Origin of the sequence: Streptomyces klenkii, from assembly GCF_003626645.1 — a bacterium.
In the GTDB taxonomy this organism is placed as follows: domain Bacteria; phylum Actinomycetota; class Actinomycetes; order Streptomycetales; family Streptomycetaceae; genus Streptomyces; species Streptomyces klenkii.
On sequence record NZ_RBAM01000013.1, the window covers coordinates 206,218 to 225,940 of the forward strand.

Annotated in this window: 18 protein-coding genes and 7 tRNA genes; 11 read left to right on the forward strand and 14 right to left on the reverse strand. The window is 72.1% G+C overall.

Annotated features, from left to right (window positions below; translation table 11 throughout):
• Positions 1-156: 156 nt before the first annotated feature.
• Positions 157-2,364 (forward strand): elongation factor G-like protein EF-G2, encoded by a 2,208-nt coding sequence (locus D7231_RS27765; protein ID WP_120758296.1) that lies wholly within the window; start codon positions 157-159, stop codon positions 2,362-2,364.
• 176 nt (positions 2,365-2,540) lie between these two features.
• Positions 2,541-4,193: a hypothetical protein gene (locus tag D7231_RS27770; RefSeq protein ID WP_120758297.1), complete on the forward strand. Its 1,653-nt coding sequence runs from the start codon at positions 2,541-2,543 to the stop codon at positions 4,191-4,193.
• 70 nt (positions 4,194-4,263) lie between these two features.
• Here D7231_RS27770 and D7231_RS27775 read toward each other — a convergent pair whose 3' ends face one another.
• The 6 genes from D7231_RS27775 to D7231_RS27800 form a co-directional block, all read right to left on the reverse strand.
• Positions 4,264-5,493 carry a YVTN family beta-propeller repeat protein gene (locus tag D7231_RS27775; RefSeq protein WP_120758298.1) on the reverse strand — a complete coding sequence of 410 codons (1,230 nt, stop codon included), beginning with the start codon at positions 5,491-5,493 and terminating at the stop codon, positions 4,264-4,266.
• Positions 5,493-6,359, reverse strand: a complete 867-nt coding sequence (locus tag D7231_RS27780; protein WP_120758299.1) for a polysaccharide deacetylase family protein — start codon at positions 6,357-6,359, stop codon at positions 5,493-5,495. Before D7231_RS27780 ends, D7231_RS27775 begins: the two co-directional genes overlap by 1 nt.
• Before the next feature lie 67 nt (positions 6,360-6,426).
• On the reverse strand, positions 6,427-6,987 hold the full coding sequence (locus tag D7231_RS27785) for an HIT family protein (protein WP_120758300.1): 561 nt from the start codon (positions 6,985-6,987) through the stop codon (positions 6,427-6,429).
• Between the two features lie 142 nt (positions 6,988-7,129).
• Positions 7,130-9,109, reverse strand: coding sequence for a threonine--tRNA ligase (gene thrS, locus D7231_RS27790; RefSeq protein ID WP_120758301.1), 1,980 nt, complete (start codon positions 9,107-9,109; stop codon positions 7,130-7,132).
• Between the two features lie 135 nt (positions 9,110-9,244).
• Positions 9,245-10,498, reverse strand: a complete 1,254-nt coding sequence (locus D7231_RS27795; RefSeq protein WP_120758302.1) for a hypothetical protein — start codon at positions 10,496-10,498, stop codon at positions 9,245-9,247.
• Complete coding sequence (locus D7231_RS27800) at positions 10,498-11,136, reverse strand: DUF4365 domain-containing protein (RefSeq protein WP_120758303.1); 639 nt, start codon at positions 11,134-11,136, stop codon at positions 10,498-10,500. The genes D7231_RS27795 and D7231_RS27800 overlap by 1 nt, the downstream gene beginning before the upstream one ends.
• A gap of 167 nt (positions 11,137-11,303) precedes the next feature.
• Between D7231_RS27800 and D7231_RS27805 the strand changes: the two genes are divergently transcribed.
• A complete protein-coding gene (locus D7231_RS27805; protein ID WP_120758304.1) occupies positions 11,304-12,026 on the forward strand; it encodes an exonuclease domain-containing protein in 723 nt (240 codons plus the stop codon).
• Between the two features lie 110 nt (positions 12,027-12,136).
• Here D7231_RS27805 and D7231_RS27810 read toward each other — a convergent pair.
• From D7231_RS27810 to D7231_RS27825, 4 genes are all read right to left on the reverse strand, one after another.
• Positions 12,137-12,208 (reverse strand) — tRNA-Val (locus tag D7231_RS27810).
• 62 nt (positions 12,209-12,270) lie between these two features.
• Positions 12,271-12,768 (reverse strand): SRPBCC family protein, encoded by a 498-nt coding sequence (locus D7231_RS27815; RefSeq protein WP_120758305.1) that lies wholly within the window; start codon positions 12,766-12,768, stop codon positions 12,271-12,273.
• Positions 12,769-12,835: 67 nt separating this feature from the next.
• Positions 12,836-12,907 (reverse strand) — tRNA-Val (locus D7231_RS27820).
• Positions 12,908-13,014: 107 nt separating this feature from the next.
• Positions 13,015-13,479 carry a TIGR02611 family protein gene (locus tag D7231_RS27825; protein ID WP_120758306.1) on the reverse strand — a complete coding sequence of 155 codons (465 nt, stop codon included), beginning with the start codon at positions 13,477-13,479 and terminating at the stop codon, positions 13,015-13,017.
• Positions 13,480-13,670: 191 nt separating this feature from the next.
• Between D7231_RS27825 and D7231_RS27830 the strand changes: the two genes are divergently transcribed.
• Together D7231_RS27830 and D7231_RS27835 are read left to right on the forward strand one after the other, a co-directional pair.
• Entirely contained in the window at positions 13,671-14,084 is a 414-nt protein-coding gene (locus tag D7231_RS27830) for an SsgA family sporulation/cell division regulator (RefSeq protein WP_003959770.1), read from the forward strand.
• Between the two features lie 217 nt (positions 14,085-14,301).
• Positions 14,302-14,874 (forward strand): CGNR zinc finger domain-containing protein, encoded by a 573-nt coding sequence (locus tag D7231_RS27835; protein ID WP_120758307.1) that lies wholly within the window; start codon positions 14,302-14,304, stop codon positions 14,872-14,874.
• Between the two features lie 210 nt (positions 14,875-15,084).
• Here D7231_RS27835 and D7231_RS27840 read toward each other — a convergent pair whose 3' ends face one another.
• Positions 15,085-15,531: a hypothetical protein gene (locus D7231_RS27840; RefSeq protein ID WP_120758308.1), complete on the reverse strand. Its 447-nt coding sequence runs from the start codon at positions 15,529-15,531 to the stop codon at positions 15,085-15,087.
• A 200-nt stretch (positions 15,532-15,731) separates the two neighbouring features.
• Between D7231_RS27840 and D7231_RS27845 the strand changes: the two genes are divergently transcribed.
• Entirely contained in the window at positions 15,732-16,241 is a 510-nt protein-coding gene (locus D7231_RS27845) for a DsbA family protein (RefSeq protein WP_120758309.1), read from the forward strand.
• A 17-nt stretch (positions 16,242-16,258) separates the two neighbouring features.
• Here D7231_RS27845 and D7231_RS27850 read toward each other — a convergent pair whose 3' ends face one another.
• The 3 genes from D7231_RS27850 to D7231_RS27860 form a co-directional block, all read right to left on the reverse strand.
• Positions 16,259-17,095, reverse strand: coding sequence for a GNAT family N-acetyltransferase (locus D7231_RS27850; protein ID WP_120758310.1), 837 nt, complete (start codon positions 17,093-17,095; stop codon positions 16,259-16,261).
• Positions 17,096-17,183: 88 nt separating this feature from the next.
• Positions 17,184-18,005, reverse strand: coding sequence for an aminotransferase class IV (locus D7231_RS27855; protein ID WP_120758311.1), 822 nt, complete (start codon positions 18,003-18,005; stop codon positions 17,184-17,186).
• Positions 18,002-19,042, reverse strand: coding sequence for a chorismate-binding protein (locus D7231_RS27860; RefSeq protein ID WP_120758312.1), 1,041 nt, complete (start codon positions 19,040-19,042; stop codon positions 18,002-18,004). Before D7231_RS27860 ends, D7231_RS27855 begins: the two co-directional genes overlap by 4 nt.
• A gap of 175 nt (positions 19,043-19,217) precedes the next feature.
• Between D7231_RS27860 and D7231_RS27865 the strand changes: the two genes are divergently transcribed.
• From D7231_RS27865 to D7231_RS27885, 5 genes are all read left to right on the forward strand, one after another.
• Positions 19,218-19,290: transfer RNA gene (locus tag D7231_RS27865), tRNA-Gly, on the forward strand.
• A 35-nt stretch (positions 19,291-19,325) separates the two neighbouring features.
• Positions 19,326-19,399 (forward strand) — tRNA-Cys (locus D7231_RS27870).
• Position 19,400: 1 nt separating this feature from the next.
• A tRNA-Val gene (locus D7231_RS27875) sits at positions 19,401-19,475 on the forward strand.
• A gap of 19 nt (positions 19,476-19,494) precedes the next feature.
• Positions 19,495-19,566 (forward strand) — tRNA-Val (locus tag D7231_RS27880).
• Positions 19,567-19,596: 30 nt separating this feature from the next.
• Positions 19,597-19,671 (forward strand) — tRNA-Val (locus tag D7231_RS27885).
• Positions 19,672-19,723 lie beyond the last annotated feature (52 nt).

Sequence of the window (19,723 nt, forward strand, 5' to 3'; positions counted from 1 at the left end):
CACGCACTGCTCGCAGCGCGCGCACCGGCGCCTCCGCCTCCCCCGGCGGCGCCACCGCGGGGCGTACGGATGTGCCCGCGTGTGCGACGTATGGACGCAGCGTTACCGCAGTGGAAAGCTCGGTGTACCGCAGGTGTCGACCGGGAGGCGGGACACATGGGCGAGAAGACGGGCACGTACCCAGGGGCCGCGGGCAGAGCAGTATCGGCCGACCGGCCGAGCCACGTACGCAATGTGGTGCTGGTCGGCCACAGCGGCTCCGGAAAGACGACGCTGGTGGAGGCCCTCGCGCTGGCGACCGGTGCGGTCAACCGGGCCGGCCGCGTCGAGGACGGCGGCGCGCTCTCGGACTACGACGAGATCGAGCACCGCCAGCAGCGCTCGGTGCAGTTGTCGCTGGCCCCGGTCGAATGGGCCGGCATCAAGATCAATCTGCTGGACACCCCCGGCTACGCCGACTTCGTCGGGGAGCTCAGGGCCGGTCTGCGGGCGGCGGACGCCGCCCTCTTCGTCGTCTCGGCCGCCGAGGGCGCCGAGAACATCAACGGCGCCACCCGCATGGTCTGGGAGGAGTGCGCCGCCGTCGGGATGCCCCGCGCCATCGTCATCACCCATCTGGAGGCGGCCCGCTCCGATTTCGAGGAGATGACGGAGACTTGCCGCACGGCCTTCGGCGGCGACTCCCCCGACGGCGTGCTGCCGCTCTACCTCCCCCTGCACGGGCCCGAGGGCCCCGACGGGCACCGCTGCGTGGCCGGCCTCATCGGCCTGCTCTCCCAGCGCGTCTTCGACTACTCCTCCGGCGAGCGGGCCGAGACCGCGCCCGGCCCCGAGCACCTGCCCCTCATCGAGGAGGCCCGCAACCGGCTCATCGAGGGCATCATCGCCGAGAGCGAGGACGAGACCCTCATGGACCGCTACCTCGGCGGCGAGGAGATCGACGTCAAGACCCTCATCGAGGACCTGGAGCGCGCCGTGGCGCGCGGCAGCTTCCACCCCGTCCTCGCCGCGGCCCCCGCCGCCGAGGGCGCCAAGCAGGGCCTGGGCACCGTCGAGCTCCTGGAGCTGATCACCGGCGGCTTCCCCACCCCCCTCGAACGCGAGGCCCCGGCCGTCACCACCCCCGACGGCCGCCCCCGCACACCCGTGACCTGCGACCCCGCGGGCCCCCTCGCCGCCGAAGTGATCAAGACCTCGTCCGACCCGTACGTCGGCCGGATCTCCCTCGTCCGCGTCTTCTCCGGCACCCTGCGCCCCGACGAGACCGTCCACGTCTCCGGCCACGGCCTGGAGGACCGCGGCCACGAGAGCCACGACGTCGACGAGCGCATCGGCGCGCTGTCCTCACCCTTCGGCAAACAGCAGCGGCCCCTCCCCCAGGCCATCGCCGGCGACATCGCCTGCGTCGCCAAGCTCACCCGCGCCGAGACCGGCGACACCCTCTCCGCCAAGGGCGACCCCCTCCTCATGGAGCCCTGGCGGATGCCCGACCCGCTGCTGCCCGTCGCCATCGAGGCACACAGCAAGGCCGACGAGGACAAGCTCTCCCAGGGCCTCGCCCGGCTCGTCGCCGAAGACCCCACCATGCGCCTGGAGCAGAACCAGCACACCCACCAGGTCGTCCTGTGGTGCCTGGGCGAAGCCCACCGGGACGTCGCCCTGGAACGGCTGCGCACCCGCTACGGCGTCCAGGTCGACGTCGTGCCCCACAAGGTGTCGCTCCGCGAGACCTTCGGCGGCAAGGCCGCCGGCCGCGGCCGGCACGTCAAGCAGTCCGGCGGCCACGGCCAGTACGCCATCTGCGAGATCGAGGTCGAACCGCTGCCCGGCGGCTCCGGCATCGAATTCGTCGACAAGGTCGTCGGCGGCGCCGTGCCGCGCCAGTTCATCCCCTCCGTGGAGAAGGGCATCCGCGCCCAGGCCGCCCGCGGCGTCGCCGCCGGCCACCCCCTGGTCGACATCCGGGTCACCCTCCTCGACGGCAAGGCGCACTCGGTGGACTCCTCCGACGCCGCGTTCCAGACCGCGGGCGCCCTCGCCCTGCGCGAGGCCGCCGCCGAGACGAAGATCCACCTCCTCGAACCCGTCGCCGAGATCGAGGTCCTGGTCTCCGACGACTACGTCGGCCCCGTCATGAGCGACCTGTCCGGACGCCGCGGCCGCGTCATCGGCACCGAGCAGTCCGGCGCCGGCCGCACCCTCGTGCGCGCCGAGGTCCCCGAGATCGAGATCGGCCGCTACGCCGTCGACCTGCGCTCCCTCTCGCACGGCACCGGCCGGTTCACCCGCTCCTACGCCCGCCACGAACCGATGCCCCCTCAGATCGCCGAGCGGCTGCGGGAATCGGCGGACGGCGGAGCGTAACGAGCGCGAACCGCCCGCCCCGCAACCGTACGGGGCGGGCGGCCTTCACGATCTCTGCGACAGCCGGCACCCCGCGCCGATACGCTGGTCCCGCGGACCAACACGTATGACGCGGGCGGTCGTCGGCATCCGTCGGAAGGCCGCAGCACCGGACATGCGCGGCATTGGGGGCAGCAGTGGCAGCAGGGGACCCGTTCGACTTCAGCCCCGGGGCACAGATCCCGCTCTCGGGCTCCTCCGGACAGACCGCGGCGACCCAGGCGCTCGCCTCGGCCGCCTACCGCGACGGCCCGGTCGACCAGCTCCTCAAGGCCAATTCCGACTGGGCCAAGTCCGAGGTCAAGCCGCCCCGCATATCGCTCTTCGAGCCCAACCTGGGCGAGGCCTTCGCCCGCGCCGTCCAGCTGCGCGTGCTCGGCGGCGGCCGCAAGCCCCTCATCCAGTCTTTCGGCCTCGACCCGCAGCCCGTCGTCGAGCACTGCCTCGCGGCCAATCGCATCCGCAAGCAGCGCGACGCCAGGCTCACCCTCATCATGGGCGTCTGCGGGCTGCTCTTCCTCCCCGGCGTCCTGCTCTGGCTCGGCGTCTTCCAGCTCCGCCGCACCATCGCCGGCGCCCAGAACAAGCGCGCCGGCGCCCTCGGCACGGCCCTCCTCGTGGCCCTCGGCATCCTCGCCGCCATCATGCTGGTCAAGCTGCCCTTCCACGGCTTCTGGGCGTTCTACCTGCGCGCCATGCTCATCGCCCCGCTCGTCGGCGGCTTCTGGGCCAAATCCGTCTGCGAGCGCACCGCCAAGGACCTCCGCGAGCGCTGGTCCGGCCTCCTCTCCGGCGGCGGCATCGGCGCCAAGATCCCCGAAGCCGTCCCCAAGAACCCCGGCGAGACCGCCGCCGAGCGGCTCCGCCAGTCCCTGGAGCGGCTCGCCGCCGAGCAGCAGAGCAACGTCGCCTTCTACGCCGGCACCAAGGGCATACTCGGCATGGGCACCCGCTGGGGCAGCTGGCAGCTCGCCGAAGAGCTCGTCCCGCTCGAACCCGGCAAGGAGATCAACCCCTTCCGCAGCTGGGACGTCGTCCGCGCCATCCACGACCAGCTCCACCTCCTGGAGCGCAGCCCCCTGCACACCGGCGGCTTCCCGACCCCCTCCGTCGAGCACTGGGTCGTCTCCGACGTCGGCGAGGGCGCCGGCGCCGTCTCCCGCCCCGAGGGCCACGACGGCTTCCAGATAAGGGGCGCCGAACTCCAGAAGATCTGCAACGAACAGCAGTTCGGCGCGGGCAGCCGGCACTACCTCGGCGTCCAGTTCGTCCTCTGGGACGGTCAGCTCGTCATCACCCTCCTCATCACCGTCACCGTCCTCCACAAGACGCTGCGCATCGAGGTCACCGGCCACGCCCTCGGCCCCGTCCACGGCGTCTTCATGGGCAAGCCCTCCGCGCGCACCAAGACCACCGCCAAGACCATCAAGTTCTGGGAGAGCCGGACCAGGACCCTCTCCGTCGTCCCGCCCCGCGAAGTCGTCCGCCTCGCCGCCCGCGCCCCCCTCACCTGGTACCCCCCGCTCCTGGAGTACTGGGGCGGCAAGCTCGTCCTGCCCGAGCCCTTCGGCCTGCGCCACGCCTGGGCCGGCAAGCCCTGGCGCCACCGCTTCATGGCCGACGACGCCCTCCGCGCCACCACCCCCGTCCTGCGCGTGGTGCACGAGGCCGCCCTGCGCGTCCTCAAGGAGCACGGCGTCAACACCGAGCGCTTCACCAGCCGCGCCATGTCCCTCAGCGGCGCCGTCCAGGACGCGAAGCCGAGCGCGGCGGACGTCTACAACGCGTGACCGCGACGACCGCAGCGGCCCGGCAGTACCGGACCGCTGCGGTCGTCACGATCCGCCGGACAGGCCTACGTCACCGGAAGATCCCCGTGTGGCCCAGCGAGTACCGGCCCGGCTGCGGGTACACCGCCAGCCCGTGCGGCCCCGCACCCACCCGGATCTTCGCGATCTGATGCCCGTCCCGCGTGTCGATCGCGTACACCTCCGAGTCGTAACGCCCCGACAGCCACAGCACATTGCCGTCCGCCGACACCCCGCCCATGTCCGGACTCCCGCCCTCCGGCAGCTCCCACTTCTTCACCAGCTTGCGGCTCGGCAGGTCCAGCACCGAGATCGACCCCTCGCCACGGTTCGAGATGTACATCGACTTCGAGTCCCGGCTCACGTACAGCCCGTGCGCACCCTTCCCCGTCGGCATCAGCCACGGCTCGGTGAACCGGTCACCGTCCAGCACCCACACCCCGTCCGCCATCATGTCCGCGATGTACCACGTCTTGCCGTCCGAGGAGATCTTCACGTCCTGCGGCATCGCCCCCTCGAACGGCAGCTTCTGCTTGCCGATCACCTTCATCTTCGCCGTGTCGACCTTCAGCAGCTCACCCGAGAACTCGCACGACACGATGAAGTACCGGCCGTCCGGCGAGAAGTCCGCGTGGTTCACCCCCTTGCACGCCACCGGCTCCGTCTTCTTCCGCTTCATCGTGTGGGCGTCCCGGAACACCAGCTCCCGGTCCATCGACGCCATCACCACCGCGTACTTCCCGTCCGGCGTGAAGTAGAGGTTGTACGGATCGTGCACGTCGACCGTCCGCCCCTTCTTCCCCGTGGCCGGATCGATCGCCGTCAGCGTGTGCCCCCGGTCGTTGTTCACCCACAGCGTCTTCATGTCCCACGACGGCACCACGTGCTGCGGCTGCGCCCCCACCGGGATCGTCTCGATCACCTTGTACGTCTTCGGGTCGATGACGCTCACCGTGTCCGACTCCGTGTTGGGCACGTACACCCGCGACGGGAAGTCCTTCACCACCGGCGACAGCTGGTTCGGCCGGTCCGCCGCGTACAGGTCGTGCGGGTCCAGCAGCGGCGGCATCCCGGGCAGCCCCGCCGGCGCCGCCCCTCTCTGCTGCTGTTGCTGCCGCTGCTGCCCGTCTTTGTGCGGCGCACGGTCGGCCGCCTCCGAACCGGACTCCCCGCCGCAACCGGAGGCCAGCAGAGCACAGGCGGCGGCGAACAGCACGGCACGGTGCACCCCGCGCAGACGCGGCCGCCGCAGAGAGCTCGGGAACGAGGAGAACTGGTTCATCAGGTCAGCAGCTCCGTAGTCGTCACCGCGCGCAGACCGCGGCGGTGCAGGCCGTCGAGGATCGCGGGCAGCGCGGCGACCGTGCCCGCGTGCCCGAAGTGCAGGCTCACCACCGAACCCGGCCGCACCGCGCCCAGCACGGCCCGCCGGACCGCCTCGGGCCCCGGGTCGGTGAAGTCCAGGGAGTCCACGTCGTAGGAGAGGACGTGCGGATAGCCGGCCTGCCGGGCCAGCCGGGCCACCTGATCGGTGGCCCGCCGCGCGCGCGACGGCCGGAACCAGCGGCCGATCCCGCCCGTCAGCCGCCGCAGCCGCTCCGCGCACTCGGTGATCTCCGCGGAGGCCTCGGCCGCGGGCATGGCACAGATGTCGAGGTGGCGCATCGTGTGGTTGCCCAGCTCGTGCCCGCCGTCCAGGATGCGCCGGGCGAGCTGCGGCTGGGCGTCCAGCCAGGTGCCCACGGCCAGCACCGTCACCCGCGCCCCGGCCCGCTCGGCCTCCCCCAGCAGCTCGGTGACGGACTTCGGCTCCCCCTGGCCGTGGAACGTCAGCGCCACGTCCTTGCCGGTACGGGGGCCGTGCTCGATCTGCGCGGGAAGCCCGGGCGGGAGGGGGGCGAGGGACAGCGAGGGGGGCGGCTTCGACGGCGACGACGACGGTGCCGGTGACCGGGAGGCCTTGCCCGCCTTGGGGCTCTTCGCGGCTTTGGACGGCCCGGGCGGCGGCCCCGTGGCCCGTACGGACGGGTTCGCGGCGGCCCCGTCGCCCGTCTCGCCGTCCGACGGACCGCAGCCCACCGCGGCGGCCCCGGCAAGGGCACCGCCGGCGGCCGCGCGCAGCACGGTGCGGCGGTGGAGGAACGTCACCGCACCATTAGAACTGCTTTTAATGAGGAATCGGGGAGATTTGCCCGCTTTGCTGGGGCGCGTGTCCTCAGGCGGACGGCCAGGCGTCGGCCACCATCTTGCGGGTGTCGGCCAGCAGTTGAGGAAGGATCTTGGTCCTGCCCACCACAGGCATGAAATTCGTGTCCCCACCCCAGCGGGGCACGATGTGCTGGTGCAGGTGAGCGGCGATACCGGCACCCGCGACCGTGCCCTGGTTCATGCCCAGATTGAAGCCGTGCGCCCCGGACGCCGTGCGCAGCGCGGTCATGGCTCGCTTGGTGAAGTCGGCGAGCTCGGCGGTCTCGGCGTCGTCGAGCTCGGTGTAGTCGGCGACGTGCCGGAACGGGACGATCATCATGTGACCGCCGTTGTAGGGGTACAGGTTCAGCACGGCATAGACGTGCTGCCCCCGGGCGACGACCAGCCCGTCCTCGTCACTCTTCTCCGGAATCAAACAGAACGGGCAGCCGTCCTCGGCTTCCGGGCCGGTCGGCTTGTTCTCGCCTTGGATGTACGCCATCCGGTGGGGCGTCCACAAGCGCTGGAACGCGTCCGGCGCCCCGACTCCGATCTGCTGCTCCGGCTCACTCGTCATGGTGGGAAGCATATGCGCCCGGGCGGGCGCGGATGCAGAGAGGGGCGGCCCTGATGGGCCGCCCCTCTGACCCCGCGGGTGCGGGGAGCACGAGCTTGGCCAGCGCTTGGTCGCAGGGAATCCCGGGAACACCCCCGCTCACACGGGGAACACGTCAGACCTGGATACGACGCTCCACGGCGTCAACGATCTCCTGCAGCGCGACGTCACGGGGAATGCCGTTCTTCTGCGAACCGTCGCGGTAGCGGAAGGACACCGTGCCCGCGTTCATGTCGTCGTCACCGACGATGATCATGAACGGGATCTTCATCTTCTGCTGGTTCCTGATCTTCTTCTGCATCCGGTCCGACGAGGCGTCCACCTCGACCCGCAGGCCCTTCTTCCGCGCCTCGGCGGCGAAGTCCTGAAGGTACTCGACGTGGGCGTCGCCGATCGGGATGCCGACCGCCTGCACCGGGGCCAGCCACGCCGGGAACGCACCCGCGTAGTGCTCCAGCAGGACACCGAAGAACCGCTCGATGCTGCCGAACAGGGCTCGGTGGATCATGACGGGCTGCTGGCGCGTGCCGTCCGCCGCGGTGTACTCCAGGCCAAACCGCTTGGGCTGGTTGAAGTCGACCTGGATGGTCGACATCTGCCAGGACCGGCCGATCGCGTCCCGGGCCTGAACGGAGATCTTCGGGCCGTAGTACGCGGCGCCGCCCGGGTCCGGGACCAGCGGGAGGTCCTGCTTCTCGGCCGCGAGGCGCAGCGCCTCGGTGGCCTCCTCCCAGTCCTCGTCCGAGCCGATGAACTTGTCCGACTCCGGGTCCCGGGTGGAGAGCTCCAGCTCGAAGTCGTTCAGGCCGTAGTCGCGCAGCAGGTCGAGCACGAAGGTGAGGAGCGTATCGAGCTCCTGCGGCATCTGCTCCTTGGTGCAGTAGATGTGCGAGTCGTCCTGGGTGAAGCCGCGGGAGCGGGTCAGGCCGTGGACGACGCCGGACTTCTCGTACCGGTAGACCGTGCCGAATTCAAACATCCTCAAGGGCAGCTCACGGTACGAGCGGCCGCGCGACTTGAAGATCAGGTTGTGCATCGGGCAGTTCATCGCCTTGAGGCGGTAGTTCTGCCCGTCGAACTCGATGGGCGGGAACATGCCCTCCGAGTAGTGCGGAAGGTGCCCGGAGGTCTCGAAGAGGTGCTCCTTCGAGATGTGCGGGGTGTTCACGAACTCGTAGCCGGAGGCCTCGTGCTGCTTGCGCGAGTAGTTCTCCATCTCCTTGCGGATCACCCCGCCCTTGGGGTGGAAGACCGCGAGGCCCGGGCCCAGCTCGTCGGGGAAGGAGAAGAGGTCCAGCTCGGCGCCCAGCTTGCGGTGGTCGCGCTTCTCGGCCTCGACGAGGAAGTCCAGGTACGCCTTCAGCTCGTCCTTGGTCGGCCACGCGGTGCCGTAGATGCGCTGGAGCTGAGGGTTCTTCTCGCTGCCGCGCCAGTACGCCGACGCGTTCCGCATCAGCTTGAACGCCGGGATCACCCGGGTGGTCGGCAGGTGCGGGCCTCGGCAGAGGTCCTTCCAGCACAGGTCCCCGGTCTTCGGGTCCAGGTTGTCGTAGATCGTCAGCTCGCCCGCGCCGACCTCGACGTCCGCGCCGTCGTCGTGCGAGGCGGCGCCCTTCAGACCGATGAGCTCCAGCTTGTACGGCTCGGCCGCGAGCTCGTCGCGGGCCTCCTCGTCGGTGACCACGCGGCGGGAGAACTTCTGCCCGCGCTTCTGGATCTCCTGCATGCGCTTCTCGATGGCCTTGAGGTCATCGGGGGTGAACGGCTTCTCGACGTCGAAGTCGTAGTAGAAGCCGTCCTTGACCGGCGGGCCGATGCCCAGCTTGGCCTCGGGGAAGAGCTCCTGCACGGCCTGGGCCATGACGTGCGCGGTCGAGTGGCGCAGGATGTCGAGGCCGTCCTTGGAGGAGATCTCGACGGGCTCGACCTCCTCGCCGTCGGCGACGACGTAGGCGAGGTCCTTGAGCTCGCCCGCGACGCGCGCGGCGACGATGGTGCGCTCACCGGCGAAGAGCTCGGCGGCCGTAGTGCCCGTCGTCACCACGCGCTCTTCCCGCTCGGAATCGCGTTGGATGATCACACGGACGTCTGACACCGGTCTCTCCTGACGTATGGGTCGCCGCAGCGGTCACTGCGCGCCTGAATCGTACCGAGAGCGGCAGCCTGGTCGCGAAACGGTTTACCGGGCGGCCCGGGAGGCGCCCTCCCGGTGGCCGCCTCAGTCGCCGTCTCAGTCGCCGCCGCAGGCCTCACCGAAGAAGTCGAGGTTCTCGTGGAGCGACTTCAGGAGGCGGTCCCGCTCCCCGTCCTCGACCCGTACGGGCATGACGTCGCGGGCGCCGGTCAGGCGCCGGAAGCCGCCCTTGCTCTCCAGGCGGCCGCTCATGCGTACGGGCAGGCCGACGAGGTGGGCGTGGCCCGCGATGCGGTAGTCGTCCTCGTCGAGGACGGCGCGGATCTGGGGCACGTCCGCGCCGGCGAGGACCTTGAGCCGGACCGCTCCGGGGCCGCTCTGGGCCTCGCGGCGCATGCGGAGGACCACGGCGGTGAGGCGGACGGTGACGGGCGGCTCGTCCCGGATGTAGCGGGCGCCGGCCTCGCGGAGGACGGGGAGGTCGCCGGGGGTGAACTCGACGGGGGCGGGGCGGGCGGCGAAGCCGTCGGGCGGGCCGGCGGCGGGGGCCCAGTGGAGGGTGATGCGGATGCCTCCGGAGCCGCGGACGAGCTTGCCGATCGCCTCGGTGAGCTCCTGGCAGACGCCCGCCTCGACGGCCGGCTCGAAGGCCTCGCAGCCGCCGGTGGCCCGCTGGTGGTCGGTGGCGTCGCGGGTGGCGCAGAGGGCGCGGAGCAGGGTGGTGGTGATCAGCCGGCCGTCGTCGGGGCCGGGTGCCGCGGAGGTGCCCACGGGGAGGAAGGTCGTCAGCTCGCGGCCGCCGGCGGCGGTGCCGGCGAGGAGGCGGTCGAGGGCGGCTTCGGCGTGCCGGCGGTGGCGGGCGCCGTGGTAGCCGGCCCGGCCGCGCGCGGCGAGGGCCGCGGCGAGGAGGAGGGCGCGGGCGCCGGAGCGCAGTTGTTCCTGGGCGGCCCAGGCGGCCGCGGGCGCGTCGGGGTCGGGGGTGTCGCGCTGCCAGTGGATCTCGTCGAGGGGGGTGCGCAGGGCGGTGAGGATGTCGGGGGCGGAGGGGATGGCGCTGTGCTGGAGTGCGGTGAGTGCTTCGGCGATGAGGTCGGTGCTGTCGGGGTAGGCGCGGCTTTCGGGCACGAGGAGGCTGGTGCGGGCGGGGCGGCCGCGCGCCGGCACGGCGGCGCCGTCGGGCGGGGTCCAGCGGCTGTACGTGCCTGCTGCCGCGCCGCTGCGGCGCCAGCCGTGGCGGGCGAGGAGTGCCGTGAGGACGGCGGGGTCGACGGTCTCGGGCGGGGGGCCGCCGGGCGGGGTGTGCCGGGGCGGGCGTCCGGGCTGCCGATCGGGTGCAGTCGGCCGGTGCATCAGGGTCTCCCTCCCGCCCCGACCCGCGTCATGATCTCGCAGAGTGCGCGGTCGTCGAAGACGCGTGTGGCCGGGATCCGCACGGTGGTCCTCTGCTTTCCGGTCACGGGGTGGCCGGCGAGGTTCGTCCAGTAGCAGCAGTGCCTCAGCTGGAGGCTGTCGTGGCCGGCGCGCAGCCAGTCGTCGCGCGATCTGGGCACGATCATCACGACGAGGATCCGGTGGACGGCGACGGGGGTGCGGGCCAGCTTGGCCAGGTGGTCGTTGTCGAGCGTGAAGGCGAAGGTGGGCGCCGGCACCGGGGCGGCCCGGCCGGCGGGGCCCGCGGGGGCTCGGGGCGGCGGCTGCACGGCCGGGCGGGGGCCGAGCTGGTAGGTGCACTTGAGCTGCACCTTGATGGTGACCTCGTCGTCGACGGCGTGGCCGGGGGCGGTGTGGCTGATGTGCCAGTCGATGCCGTGGTCGGGGAAGGGCTGGGCGAGCGAGCAGCCGGCGGCCGCGGCGACGGCGTGCAGGTAGCCGATCTGGAGCGTCTCCATGCAGGCGGTGGTGGCGAGGGAGCCGCGTGCGGGGGCGGGGGCTGCGGGCCGGGGTGACTCAGACAGCAGCCCGCCCGGTTCGGGCCGCGGGAACGCCATGTCCGAATCCTTCCGGGCGACTTCGGGCGTTCGATCCGTACATCTGTGTTGTTTCCTTTGCAACTCCCGTGCAAACAACGGCGGTTCGCATGACTCCGCGGCCGGGTATCACCAGCCGGGGAGGGTGAAACACGCCATTCGCCGGGCAAGTGCGAGGAGTTGTGAACATGTGCTGGTTCGAGGGGCCACTCGCCGCGTTCGATACCGAGACCACCGGGGTGGATGTCGAGCACGACCGGATCGTGTCGGCGGCACTCGTGGTGCAGTCGGCGGACGAGGCCGCTCCGGTCGTGACGCGCTGGCTGGTCGACCCGGGGGTCCCGGTGCCGGAGGGGGCCATTGCGATACATGGGCTGACGGATGCCTTTTTGCAGCGCAACGGCCGGTGGCCGGCGCCGGTCATGGAGGAGGTGGCGCGGGCGCTGGCCGGGCAGGCGGCGCGGGCGACGCCGCTGGTGGTGATGAACGCGCCGTTCGACCTGACGCTGCTGGACCGCGAGTTGCGGCGGCACCGGGCGTCGTCGCTGGCCGATTACCTGGGGGCGGCGCCGCTGTGCGTGATGGATCCGTGGGTGCTGGACAAGCACCTGGACCGCTACCGCAAGGGGCGCCGGACGCTGACGGACCTGTGCGCGCAGTACGGGGTGGAGCTGACGGGCGCGCATGACGCGGCGTCGGACGCGCTGGCGGCGTTGCAGGTGGTGCGGGCGGTGGGGCGCCGGTTCGCGGCGCGGCTGGAGCGGCTGAGCCCGGCGGAACTGCACGCGCGGCAGGCCGTGTGGCACGCGGCACAGGCGCGGGGCTTGCAGGCGTGGTTCGCGCGGAACGGGACGGAGGAGGCCTGTGACCCGGCGTGGCCGTTGCGGCCCGCGCTGCCGGCCGCGGCCTGAGGCGGTTGCCGGCCGGCGCACCGGTGGTGCCGGGTGGTGCGTGCTGTACGCGTCGGGCGGGCAACGCACAAGGCCGGTCCGTCGATTGACGGACCGGCCTTGTCTGCGTGTGGGCGATACTGGGATCGAACCAGTGACCTCTTCGGTGTGAACGAAGCGCTCTCCCGCTGAGCTAATCGCCCGGGATTCGTGCGGGGTTTCCCCCGGCAACGCACTGAACAATACAGGTCGTGGCGGCCCTCCATCAAATCCCTGCCGCACCCGTAGTCGCCTCGGCGGCCAGCAGGGCCCGCAGGCCGCGCCGGCCGGTGCGCATCATCCAGGCATGGTTGGCGGCGAAGAGGGGCCGGGCGGGCAGGGCGAGGCGCCTGAGGAGGGGTTTGCGGGCTTCGACGTCCTGCTCGTAGCGGGCGGTGCAGGCGGCGGGGCCGTGCGGGAGGACGGTCCAGCGAGCCCAGCCCTCCAGGTCGCCGGTCATGGCGATCTCCAGGACGCGGGCGGCGGGGTCGTGCCGGGTGGAGCGGACGTCGACGGTCACGTCGTAGGGCAGCAGGGAGCGGATGCGGGCGGTGCCGGAGGTTCCGTCCACCCGGCGGACCTCGCGGATCTGCGGCCACCAGCGGGGGTAGTCCTCGACGGCTTCGAGGCGGGCGTAGACGGCGTCGGGCGGGGCGGCGAGGGCCCATGCGCCGTGGAAGCGGTAGCGGTGGATCCGGGCGAGGGCCGCGGCCGGTGAGGGCATGGGACCAGCGGATACCAAACGACCGAGGGTCCGCAAGGGGTGAACCTTGCGGACCCTCGGTCCTGTGTGGGCGATACTGGGATCGAACCAGTGACCTCTTCGGTGTGAACGAAGCGCTCTCCCGCTGAGCTAATCGCCCGGGCGCACCGCAAACATTACCGCATGTCAGACGGTGCTTTGAACCGGTGACGGGCCGGTCGGCCGGGGCGCCCGGCCGAGGCGTTCCGCCGTGCGTTCCCAGCCGCTCTAGCCGTGGACCTTCCACGGCAGGACCAGGCCGAACTTCCAGAGGTAGATCCCGGCGAGAGTGCCGGCGATCACCAGGCCCGTCACGGTGATGATGATGTTCCGGCGCCGGACGCGGGGGTCGAGGGCGCGCTGGGCGGCCTCGGTGACCTTGCGCTTGGTCCAGCGGAGCACGAGCTGGGCCCAGACGAACTCCGTGGCCCAGATGGCCATGCCCGCGAAGATCACGAGCCAGCCGGGGCCGGGCAGGGGCAGCATGATGATGCCCGCGACGACGACGGCCAGGCCGACGACGAAGACGCCGACCTGCCAGCTCAGGTGCAGGGCCCGTGAGCGCTTGATGAAGCGGGGCGCGCGCGACCCGAGGGCGGGCGGCTGCGCCGCACCGTCCCGGCCCGCTCCTTCACCCTGTGTCGCGTCCCCCGCCGCGGCGGCGTCCTGCCGCCGGTCACTCTCCGCATTCATGCGCCCAACCTACCGGACCGATCCGGAACTCACCGGAATGGCGGTATTACGGCGTGAGCGGCTGGGCCGTCCGAGGTATCCGAACAGTCTCAAAACGGTCAGAGGGGTTTACAACGGCACCGTAGGTGGCATGTCGATTTCGCCGACGTGCGAATCCCCGAGCGCACACTGAGCGAAAGGCCCTGGCGCTTATGAACACCACGGTCAGCTGCGAGCTGCACTTGCGCCTCGTCGTGTCGAGCGAATCCTCACTGCCTGTTCCCGCAGGCCTGCGGTACGACACGGCCGATCCGTATGCCGTGCACGCCACGTTCCACACCGGAGCCGAAGAAACGGTCGAATGGGTGTTCGCCCGCGATCTGCTCGCCGAGGGGCTGCACCGGCCCACCGGCACCGGCGACGTCCGCGTCTGGCCGTCCCGCAGCCACGGTCAGGGCGTCGTGTGCATCGCGCTGAGCTCCCCGGAGGGCGAGGCGCTGCTGGAGGCCCCCGCACGGGCCCTGGAGTCGTTCCTCAAGCGGACGGACGCCGCGGTGCCGCCGGGCACCGAGCACCGGCACTTCGACCTGGACACGGAGCTCTCGCACATCCTGGCGGAGAGCTGAGTCCGGGCCGGGGCTGACCCGGAGCGCGCCAGCCCACTCGGGGAGGCTGCGCGCCACATCTCGCACACAGGGCACGGCACGGCGCCGTCGTCCGCGGAGCGCTCCGCGGACGACGGCGCCGTCGCGTGACGGGGCCGCGCGAAGGCCGCCCAGCCAGTAAGGTCGGGGGCCGCGGTCGAACACTTGCCGCCTCCGACCGGCCAGGGAGCGTACGAACGTGCAGATCAACCACGACACCAAGGCTGCGCTCGACTCCGTCGTCGATCTCCTCAACACGGGTCCGCAGGACCTGGCGGAGCTGCGCTCCTTCGTGACGCGGCACGGGATCACCGGCGTCGTGCTGCGGGAGCGGGACGTCGTCGCGGTGCGGTCGATACGCGAGCGGTTCGGGCAGGTCTTCGACGCGGCGAGCACGGGCGAGGCGGCCGGGCTGATCAACGAGCTGGTGGCCGAGGCCGGGACGACGCCGCAGCTGAGCGCGCACGACGGCTACGACTGGCACGTGCACTACTTCGCCCCCGGGGCCTCCGTCGCCGAGAACCTTGCGGCCGACGGGGCCATGGCGCTGGCGTTCCTGCTGGTCGCGGGCGAGCGGGACCGGCTGCGGCGCTGCCACGCGCCGGACTGCGGGCACGCCTTCGTGGACCTGTCCCGCAACCGCTCGCGGCGCTACTGCGACGGGCGCACGTGCGGGAACCGGCTGCACGTGGCCGCCTACCGGGCGCGGCGGCGGGGAGCGGAGGCCGAAGGCGCCGGCGCGGAGGCCGAGGGGTCCGGCGCGGCGGTCTGAAACCGGGCAGGAAACGCCGGATTTCCCTCCCTCTTACGGGCGGGATTACGGGCGGGTTTACGGGCGCGCGAATAGGCGCCCGGTGAATTACCCGGAAAACGGCTGCGCGCACACGACCGCAGGGCCGCGGGAGTGCCCGCTACGGGGCCGGTTTCGGGCACCAGGCAATCCCACCGGGGTGGTCTCCCGGCAGCGGGGCCCGACGGCCCGTCATATTCCGTGCTTCTTCAGAATGGCCTCGATATCCGAGAAGTCCTCCCCGTCGGACGATTTCTTCGCCTTGCCCTGCGGGCGGCTCGCGGCGCGGCCCGGGCCCAGTGACGGAGCGGAGGCACCGGGGGCCATGGCATCGCGCCGCGCAGCGGCTTCCGCCGCCTTGGGCTCCTTGCGGCCGCCGCCGGTGCGGCGCCGCTCGGCCACCCTGCTCACCATGAACAGCAGCGCGGAGAGCGCGAGGACCCCGAAGCCGGCCCAGACGCTCGGCTTGAAGACGACGTCGGTGAGCCAGTCGACGATCCCGGTCAGGACCAGCCCGATGGGGACGAGGGAGAACGCGGCGATGCGGGTCGCCGCGAGGAACCGCTTGCGGTAGGCCGTCAGCGCGGCGATGCCGAGGCCCGCCGCGGACGCCGCGGCACAGATGGTCGAGGTCAGCATCGGGCTCCTCCTGCTCTTCGCTGCCGGGCTCGCCCTTCCATCGTGCACCGTCCGCCGCCGGACGGGCCACGTCCGGCCGCCGAGCTCAGGGAGATCTCCGGGTCATCCCCCACGGCCGTCGTCCCCGGAGGGCCGCGAGGACCAGGAGAGCCGCGAGGACCCGGAGGGCCGCCGCCTCCGCCGCCTGGAAGACTGGCCGCATGAGCGAGACCAACACCGCCCCCGTCGTCCTCGACGTGTGGTGCGAGCTGCAGTGCCCCGACTGCCGTACCGCCCTGGACGACCTGCGGGCGCTGCGCGCACGCTACGGCGACCGGCTGGAGCTGCGGCTGCGGCACTTCCCCCTGGAGAAGCACAAGCACTCCTACGCCGCGGCGCAGGCCGCGGAGGAGGCGGCCGAGCAGGGGCAGGGCTGGCCGTACGCGGAAGCCGTGCTGGCCCGGGCCGAGGAACTGGGCGCGCGCGGCGAGGCGCTGCTGACGGAGGTGGCGGGCGAGCTCGGGCTGGACGCCGAGGAGGTGGACATCGCCCTCGTCGACGGCCGCCACATGCTGATCGTGGACGCGGACCAGGCCGAGGGCAAGGCGATCGGCGTCACGGGCACGCCCACGTACGCCATCGGCGGGGAACTCCTGGACGGCAGCAAGAACCAGGACGGCCTGCGCGAGCGCATCGAGGAGATCGCGGACCGGCTGCTCGCGGAGGGCTGAGGCCGGTCCGGCCGCCGCTAGAGCAGCGGCTTGTACAAGTGGTACGCCGTCGGTGCGTAGCCCAGCGACTCGTACAGCCGCAGGGCCGGGGTGTTCCCGGCGAAGACGTTGAGGCCGAGGGTCCGCGCACCGTGCGCGAGAGCCTCGGCCTCTGCCATCAGCATCAGGGACCTGCCGTGGCCGCGGCCCCGGTGCGCGGGCACGACCTCGACGTCGAAGACGTAGGCGTCCGGGGCGTCCGGGCCGCCGTCGCGCAGCGCCACCCAGAGGGTGCCGACGACGGTGTCCTCGTAGGTGAGGACGCGCAGCATGGTGCCGGCGGTATCGGCGCCGTCGGGCAGCAGCGCGAGGTCGTCCGCCTCGGCCTTGGCGCGGGCCTGCTCGGCCGGGACGCCGCGGTCGATCCATTCCTGCGCGTACGCGGTGCGGGACGCCTCCCGCCAGCCGGGGTACTCCTGCTCCGTCATCCGCCGTCCTTCGGTGCCCTCGGGCAGCCGGGGGGCGGCGGTCAGCGTTTTGGCCATGGCGCGGCTGCGTTCGACGTAGCCGAGCGCGCCGGCGAGCCCGAGACCGACCTCGGCGCCGGCGTCGACGGAGACCTCGACGCGGGTGCAGCCCCAGCCGCGCAGCACTTCCTCGGCGGCGAGCGCGGCGACCGTGCCGCGGCCGCGCCGGCGGTCGCGCTCGTCGACGGCGAGCCGGACGATGCGGCCGGCGGCCGGTCCGAAGCGGTGGTCGGTGGCGAGGTCGACGGTGCCCACGGGCCTGCTGTTGACGCAGACCTCGTACGAGCGGGACCGGGCGCCGCCGGGGCCGCGCTGCTCGGGTGCGGTGGGCCGCAGGGTGGTGGTCACCCTGGTGTTGTACCGGGCCCGGCGGCCCCGCGCCACGGGGTTTGCGAGGGTGCGGCCCCGCAGGGCCTGCGCGGGGCCTGCTCAGGGCCTACGGGTCGAGGTCCGCCGTCGACTGCTCGTCGAAGATCCGGGCGGCCTTGGCGGTGACGGGGCCCGGGGCCCCGGGCAGTTGCCGCCCGTCGACGGCGTGGACGGCCTGGATGTCCCGGAGGCTGGAGGTCAGGAAGACCTCCTCGGCGCGCTCCAGCACGTCGTAGGGCAGCTCGGTCTCCTTGGCGCCGGCCCACTCCAGGACGAGGGCGCGGGTGATGCCGGCGAGGCAGCCGGAGGAGAGCGGCGGGGTGTGCAGCTCCCCGTCGAGGACGACGAAGACGTTGGACGCGGTGCCCTCGCACAGCGCCCCGGCCGTGTTGGCGAGCAGGGCCTCGCCGGCGCCGTGGGCCTTGGCGCGGGCGAGGGCGATGACGTTCTCGCCGTACGAGGTGGATTTGATGCCGGTCAGGGCGCCGCGTTCGTTGCGGGTCCAGGGCACGGTGACGACGGCGGCCGTGCGCGGGGCCGGGGGCGATTCCGCCACGGCGACGACGAGGGTGGGGCGTGCGGCGCCGCGCTCGGAGCCGAGCGGGGCGAGGCCGCCGGTGTAGGTGATGCGGAGCCGGCCGAGCGGCACGGGGTTGGCGTCGAGGACGGCCGTGCAGGCACGGCGGATCTCGTCGAGGTCGGGTTCGGGCAGGCCGAGGGCGCGGGCGGAGGCGGTCAGCCTGGCGAGGTGGCGGGTCAGGGCGAACGGGCGGCCCCGGACGGCCTTGAGGGTCTCGAAGACGCCGTCGCCGACGGTCAGGCCGTGGTCGAGGACCGAGACGCGCGCGCTGTCGGTGTCGTGCAGGGAGCCATTGAGCCAGATCGTCACCGGATCGTCCCTCCGAGCGGCTGATGGGTGCCCGACGCTATCGCGAGGAGCCGGGAAGCCTTGAGTTCCGTCTCGGCCCACTCGCGCTCGGGGTCGGAGCCCCAGGTGATGCCGGCGCCGGTGCCGAAGCGCAGGACGGGGCCGGGGGCGGCGGTGCGGTCGATCCAGAAGGTGCGGATGCCGACGGCGAGCTGGCCGGTGCCGCGGTCGGCGTCGACCCAGCCGATGCCGCCGCAGTAGGGGCCGCGGGGGGCGGTCTCCAGGGCGCGGATGATCTGAAGGGCGCTCTCCTTGGGGGCGCCGGTGACCGAGCCGGGCGGGAAGGTGGCCGAGAAGAGCTCGGGCCACCCGGCGCCGTCGGCGATCCGCCCGCGCACGGTGGAGACGAGGTGGACGAGCCCGGGGTGGGGTTCGACCGCGCAGAGCGCGGGGACGGTCACGGAGCCGGTGGCGCAGACGCGCCCGAGATCGTTGCGGACGAGGTCCACGATCATCACGTTCTCGGCGTGGTCCTTCTCCAGCAGGTCGGCGGCGGTGCGGCCGGTGCCCTTGATCGGACCGGACTCGACGGTGCGGCCGGTGCGGCGCAGGTAGAGCTCCGGGGAGGCGGTGGCGACCTCGACGCCGTGGGCGGGGAGGCGGACGCAGCCCGCGTAGGGGGCGGGGTTGCCGCGCGCGAGGAGGGCGGTCAGCGCGTCGACGTCGGCCGCGGCGGGATCGGGCAGGGGCGCGCTGAGGACGCGGCAGAGGTTGGCCTGGTAGACCTCGCCGGCCGCGATGTGCTCGCGGATGCGGCGGACGCCCGCGGTGTAGGCGGCGTGGTCCAGGGAGCTCGTCCAGTCCCCGGCGGCCGGGCCGCGCCACCGGGCGGGGGCCGCGGGGCGGGGCGGCTCGGGCCGTACGTCGCCGAAGCGCGCGCAGGTCAGCCGCCCCTCGAAGTCGGCGACCACCGCCCACCAGCCCGTGGACTCCAGGGCTGCCGGGTCGCGGGTGACATCGCGCAGATCGGTGGCGAGGAGGCCGCCGAAGCGGGCCATCGGAGGGAGGCTCGGGGGGAAGCTGTGCACGTCATTGAGTCTATGGCGGGGCCGTCCGGAGTGGCCCGGGTGAACAATCAGGGCAGCACGCTGCGGAAACGGAATTTGAGCTGGCGCCGGAATCCGCTAGAGTTCAACACGTCGCCGGGACGCGGAAGCGGACCGGACAGACACTGCGGACGTAGCTCAGTTGGTAGAGCACCACCTTGCCAAGGTGGATGTCGCGAGTTCGAGTCTCGTCGTCCGCTCGAGTTGGGGGATCTTCCCGAACCCCCGCACTCCTGGTGGAGTGGCCGAGAGGCGAGGCAACGGCCTGCAAAGCCGTCTACACGGGTTCAAATCCCGTCTCCACCTCCAAGGACGATTAGCTCAGCGGGAGAGCGCTTCCCTGACACGGAAGAGGTCACTGGTTCAATCCCAGTATCGTCCACCAGGTCTTCACGGACCTTCCCGCGCGATTAGCTCAGCGGGAGAGCGCTTCCCTGACACGGAAGAGGTCACTGGTTCAATCCCAGTATCGCGCACGCTGCACCTGCGTCTTCGCAGTGCGTCCCGGACGATTAGCTCAGCGGGAGAGCGCTTCCCTGACACGGAAGAGGTCACTGGTTCAATCCCAGTATCGTCCACCAGGTCTTCACGGACCTTCCCGCGCGATTAGCTCAGCGGGAGAGCGCTTCCCTG

What these genes read in the sequence shown, in the direction of transcription:
- D7231_RS27825 (WP_120758306.1), bottom strand. Translation starts at nt 13,479, where the DNA reads ATGAATGCGGAGAGTGACCGGCGGCAGGACGCCGCCGCGGCGGGGGAC.
- D7231_RS27765 (WP_120758296.1), top strand. Translation starts at nt 157, where the DNA reads ATGGGCGAGAAGACGGGCACGTACCCAGGGGCCGCGGGCAGAGCAGTA.
- D7231_RS27795 (WP_120758302.1), bottom strand. Translation starts at nt 10,498, where the DNA reads ATGCACCGGCCGACTGCACCCGATCGGCAGCCCGGACGCCCGCCCCGG.
- D7231_RS27815 (WP_120758305.1), bottom strand. Translation starts at nt 12,768, where the DNA reads ATGCCCTCACCGGCCGCGGCCCTCGCCCGGATCCACCGCTACCGCTTC.
- D7231_RS27830 (WP_003959770.1), top strand. Translation starts at nt 13,671, where the DNA reads ATGAACACCACGGTCAGCTGCGAGCTGCACTTGCGCCTCGTCGTGTCG.
- D7231_RS27805 (WP_120758304.1), top strand. Translation starts at nt 11,304, where the DNA reads ATGTGCTGGTTCGAGGGGCCACTCGCCGCGTTCGATACCGAGACCACC.
- D7231_RS27860 (WP_120758312.1), bottom strand. Translation starts at nt 19,042, where the DNA reads ATGGCCCGCTTCGGCGGCCTCCTCGCCACCGATCTGCGCGATGTCACC.
- D7231_RS27845 (WP_120758309.1), top strand. Translation starts at nt 15,732, where the DNA reads ATGAGCGAGACCAACACCGCCCCCGTCGTCCTCGACGTGTGGTGCGAG.
- D7231_RS27800 (WP_120758303.1), bottom strand. Translation starts at nt 11,136, where the DNA reads ATGGCGTTCCCGCGGCCCGAACCGGGCGGGCTGCTGTCTGAGTCACCC.
- D7231_RS27785 (WP_120758300.1), bottom strand. Translation starts at nt 6,987, where the DNA reads ATGCTTCCCACCATGACGAGTGAGCCGGAGCAGCAGATCGGAGTCGGG.
- D7231_RS27775 (WP_120758298.1), bottom strand. Translation starts at nt 5,493, where the DNA reads ATGAACCAGTTCTCCTCGTTCCCGAGCTCTCTGCGGCGGCCGCGTCTG.
- D7231_RS27840 (WP_120758308.1), bottom strand. Translation starts at nt 15,531, where the DNA reads ATGCTGACCTCGACCATCTGTGCCGCGGCGTCCGCGGCGGGCCTCGGC.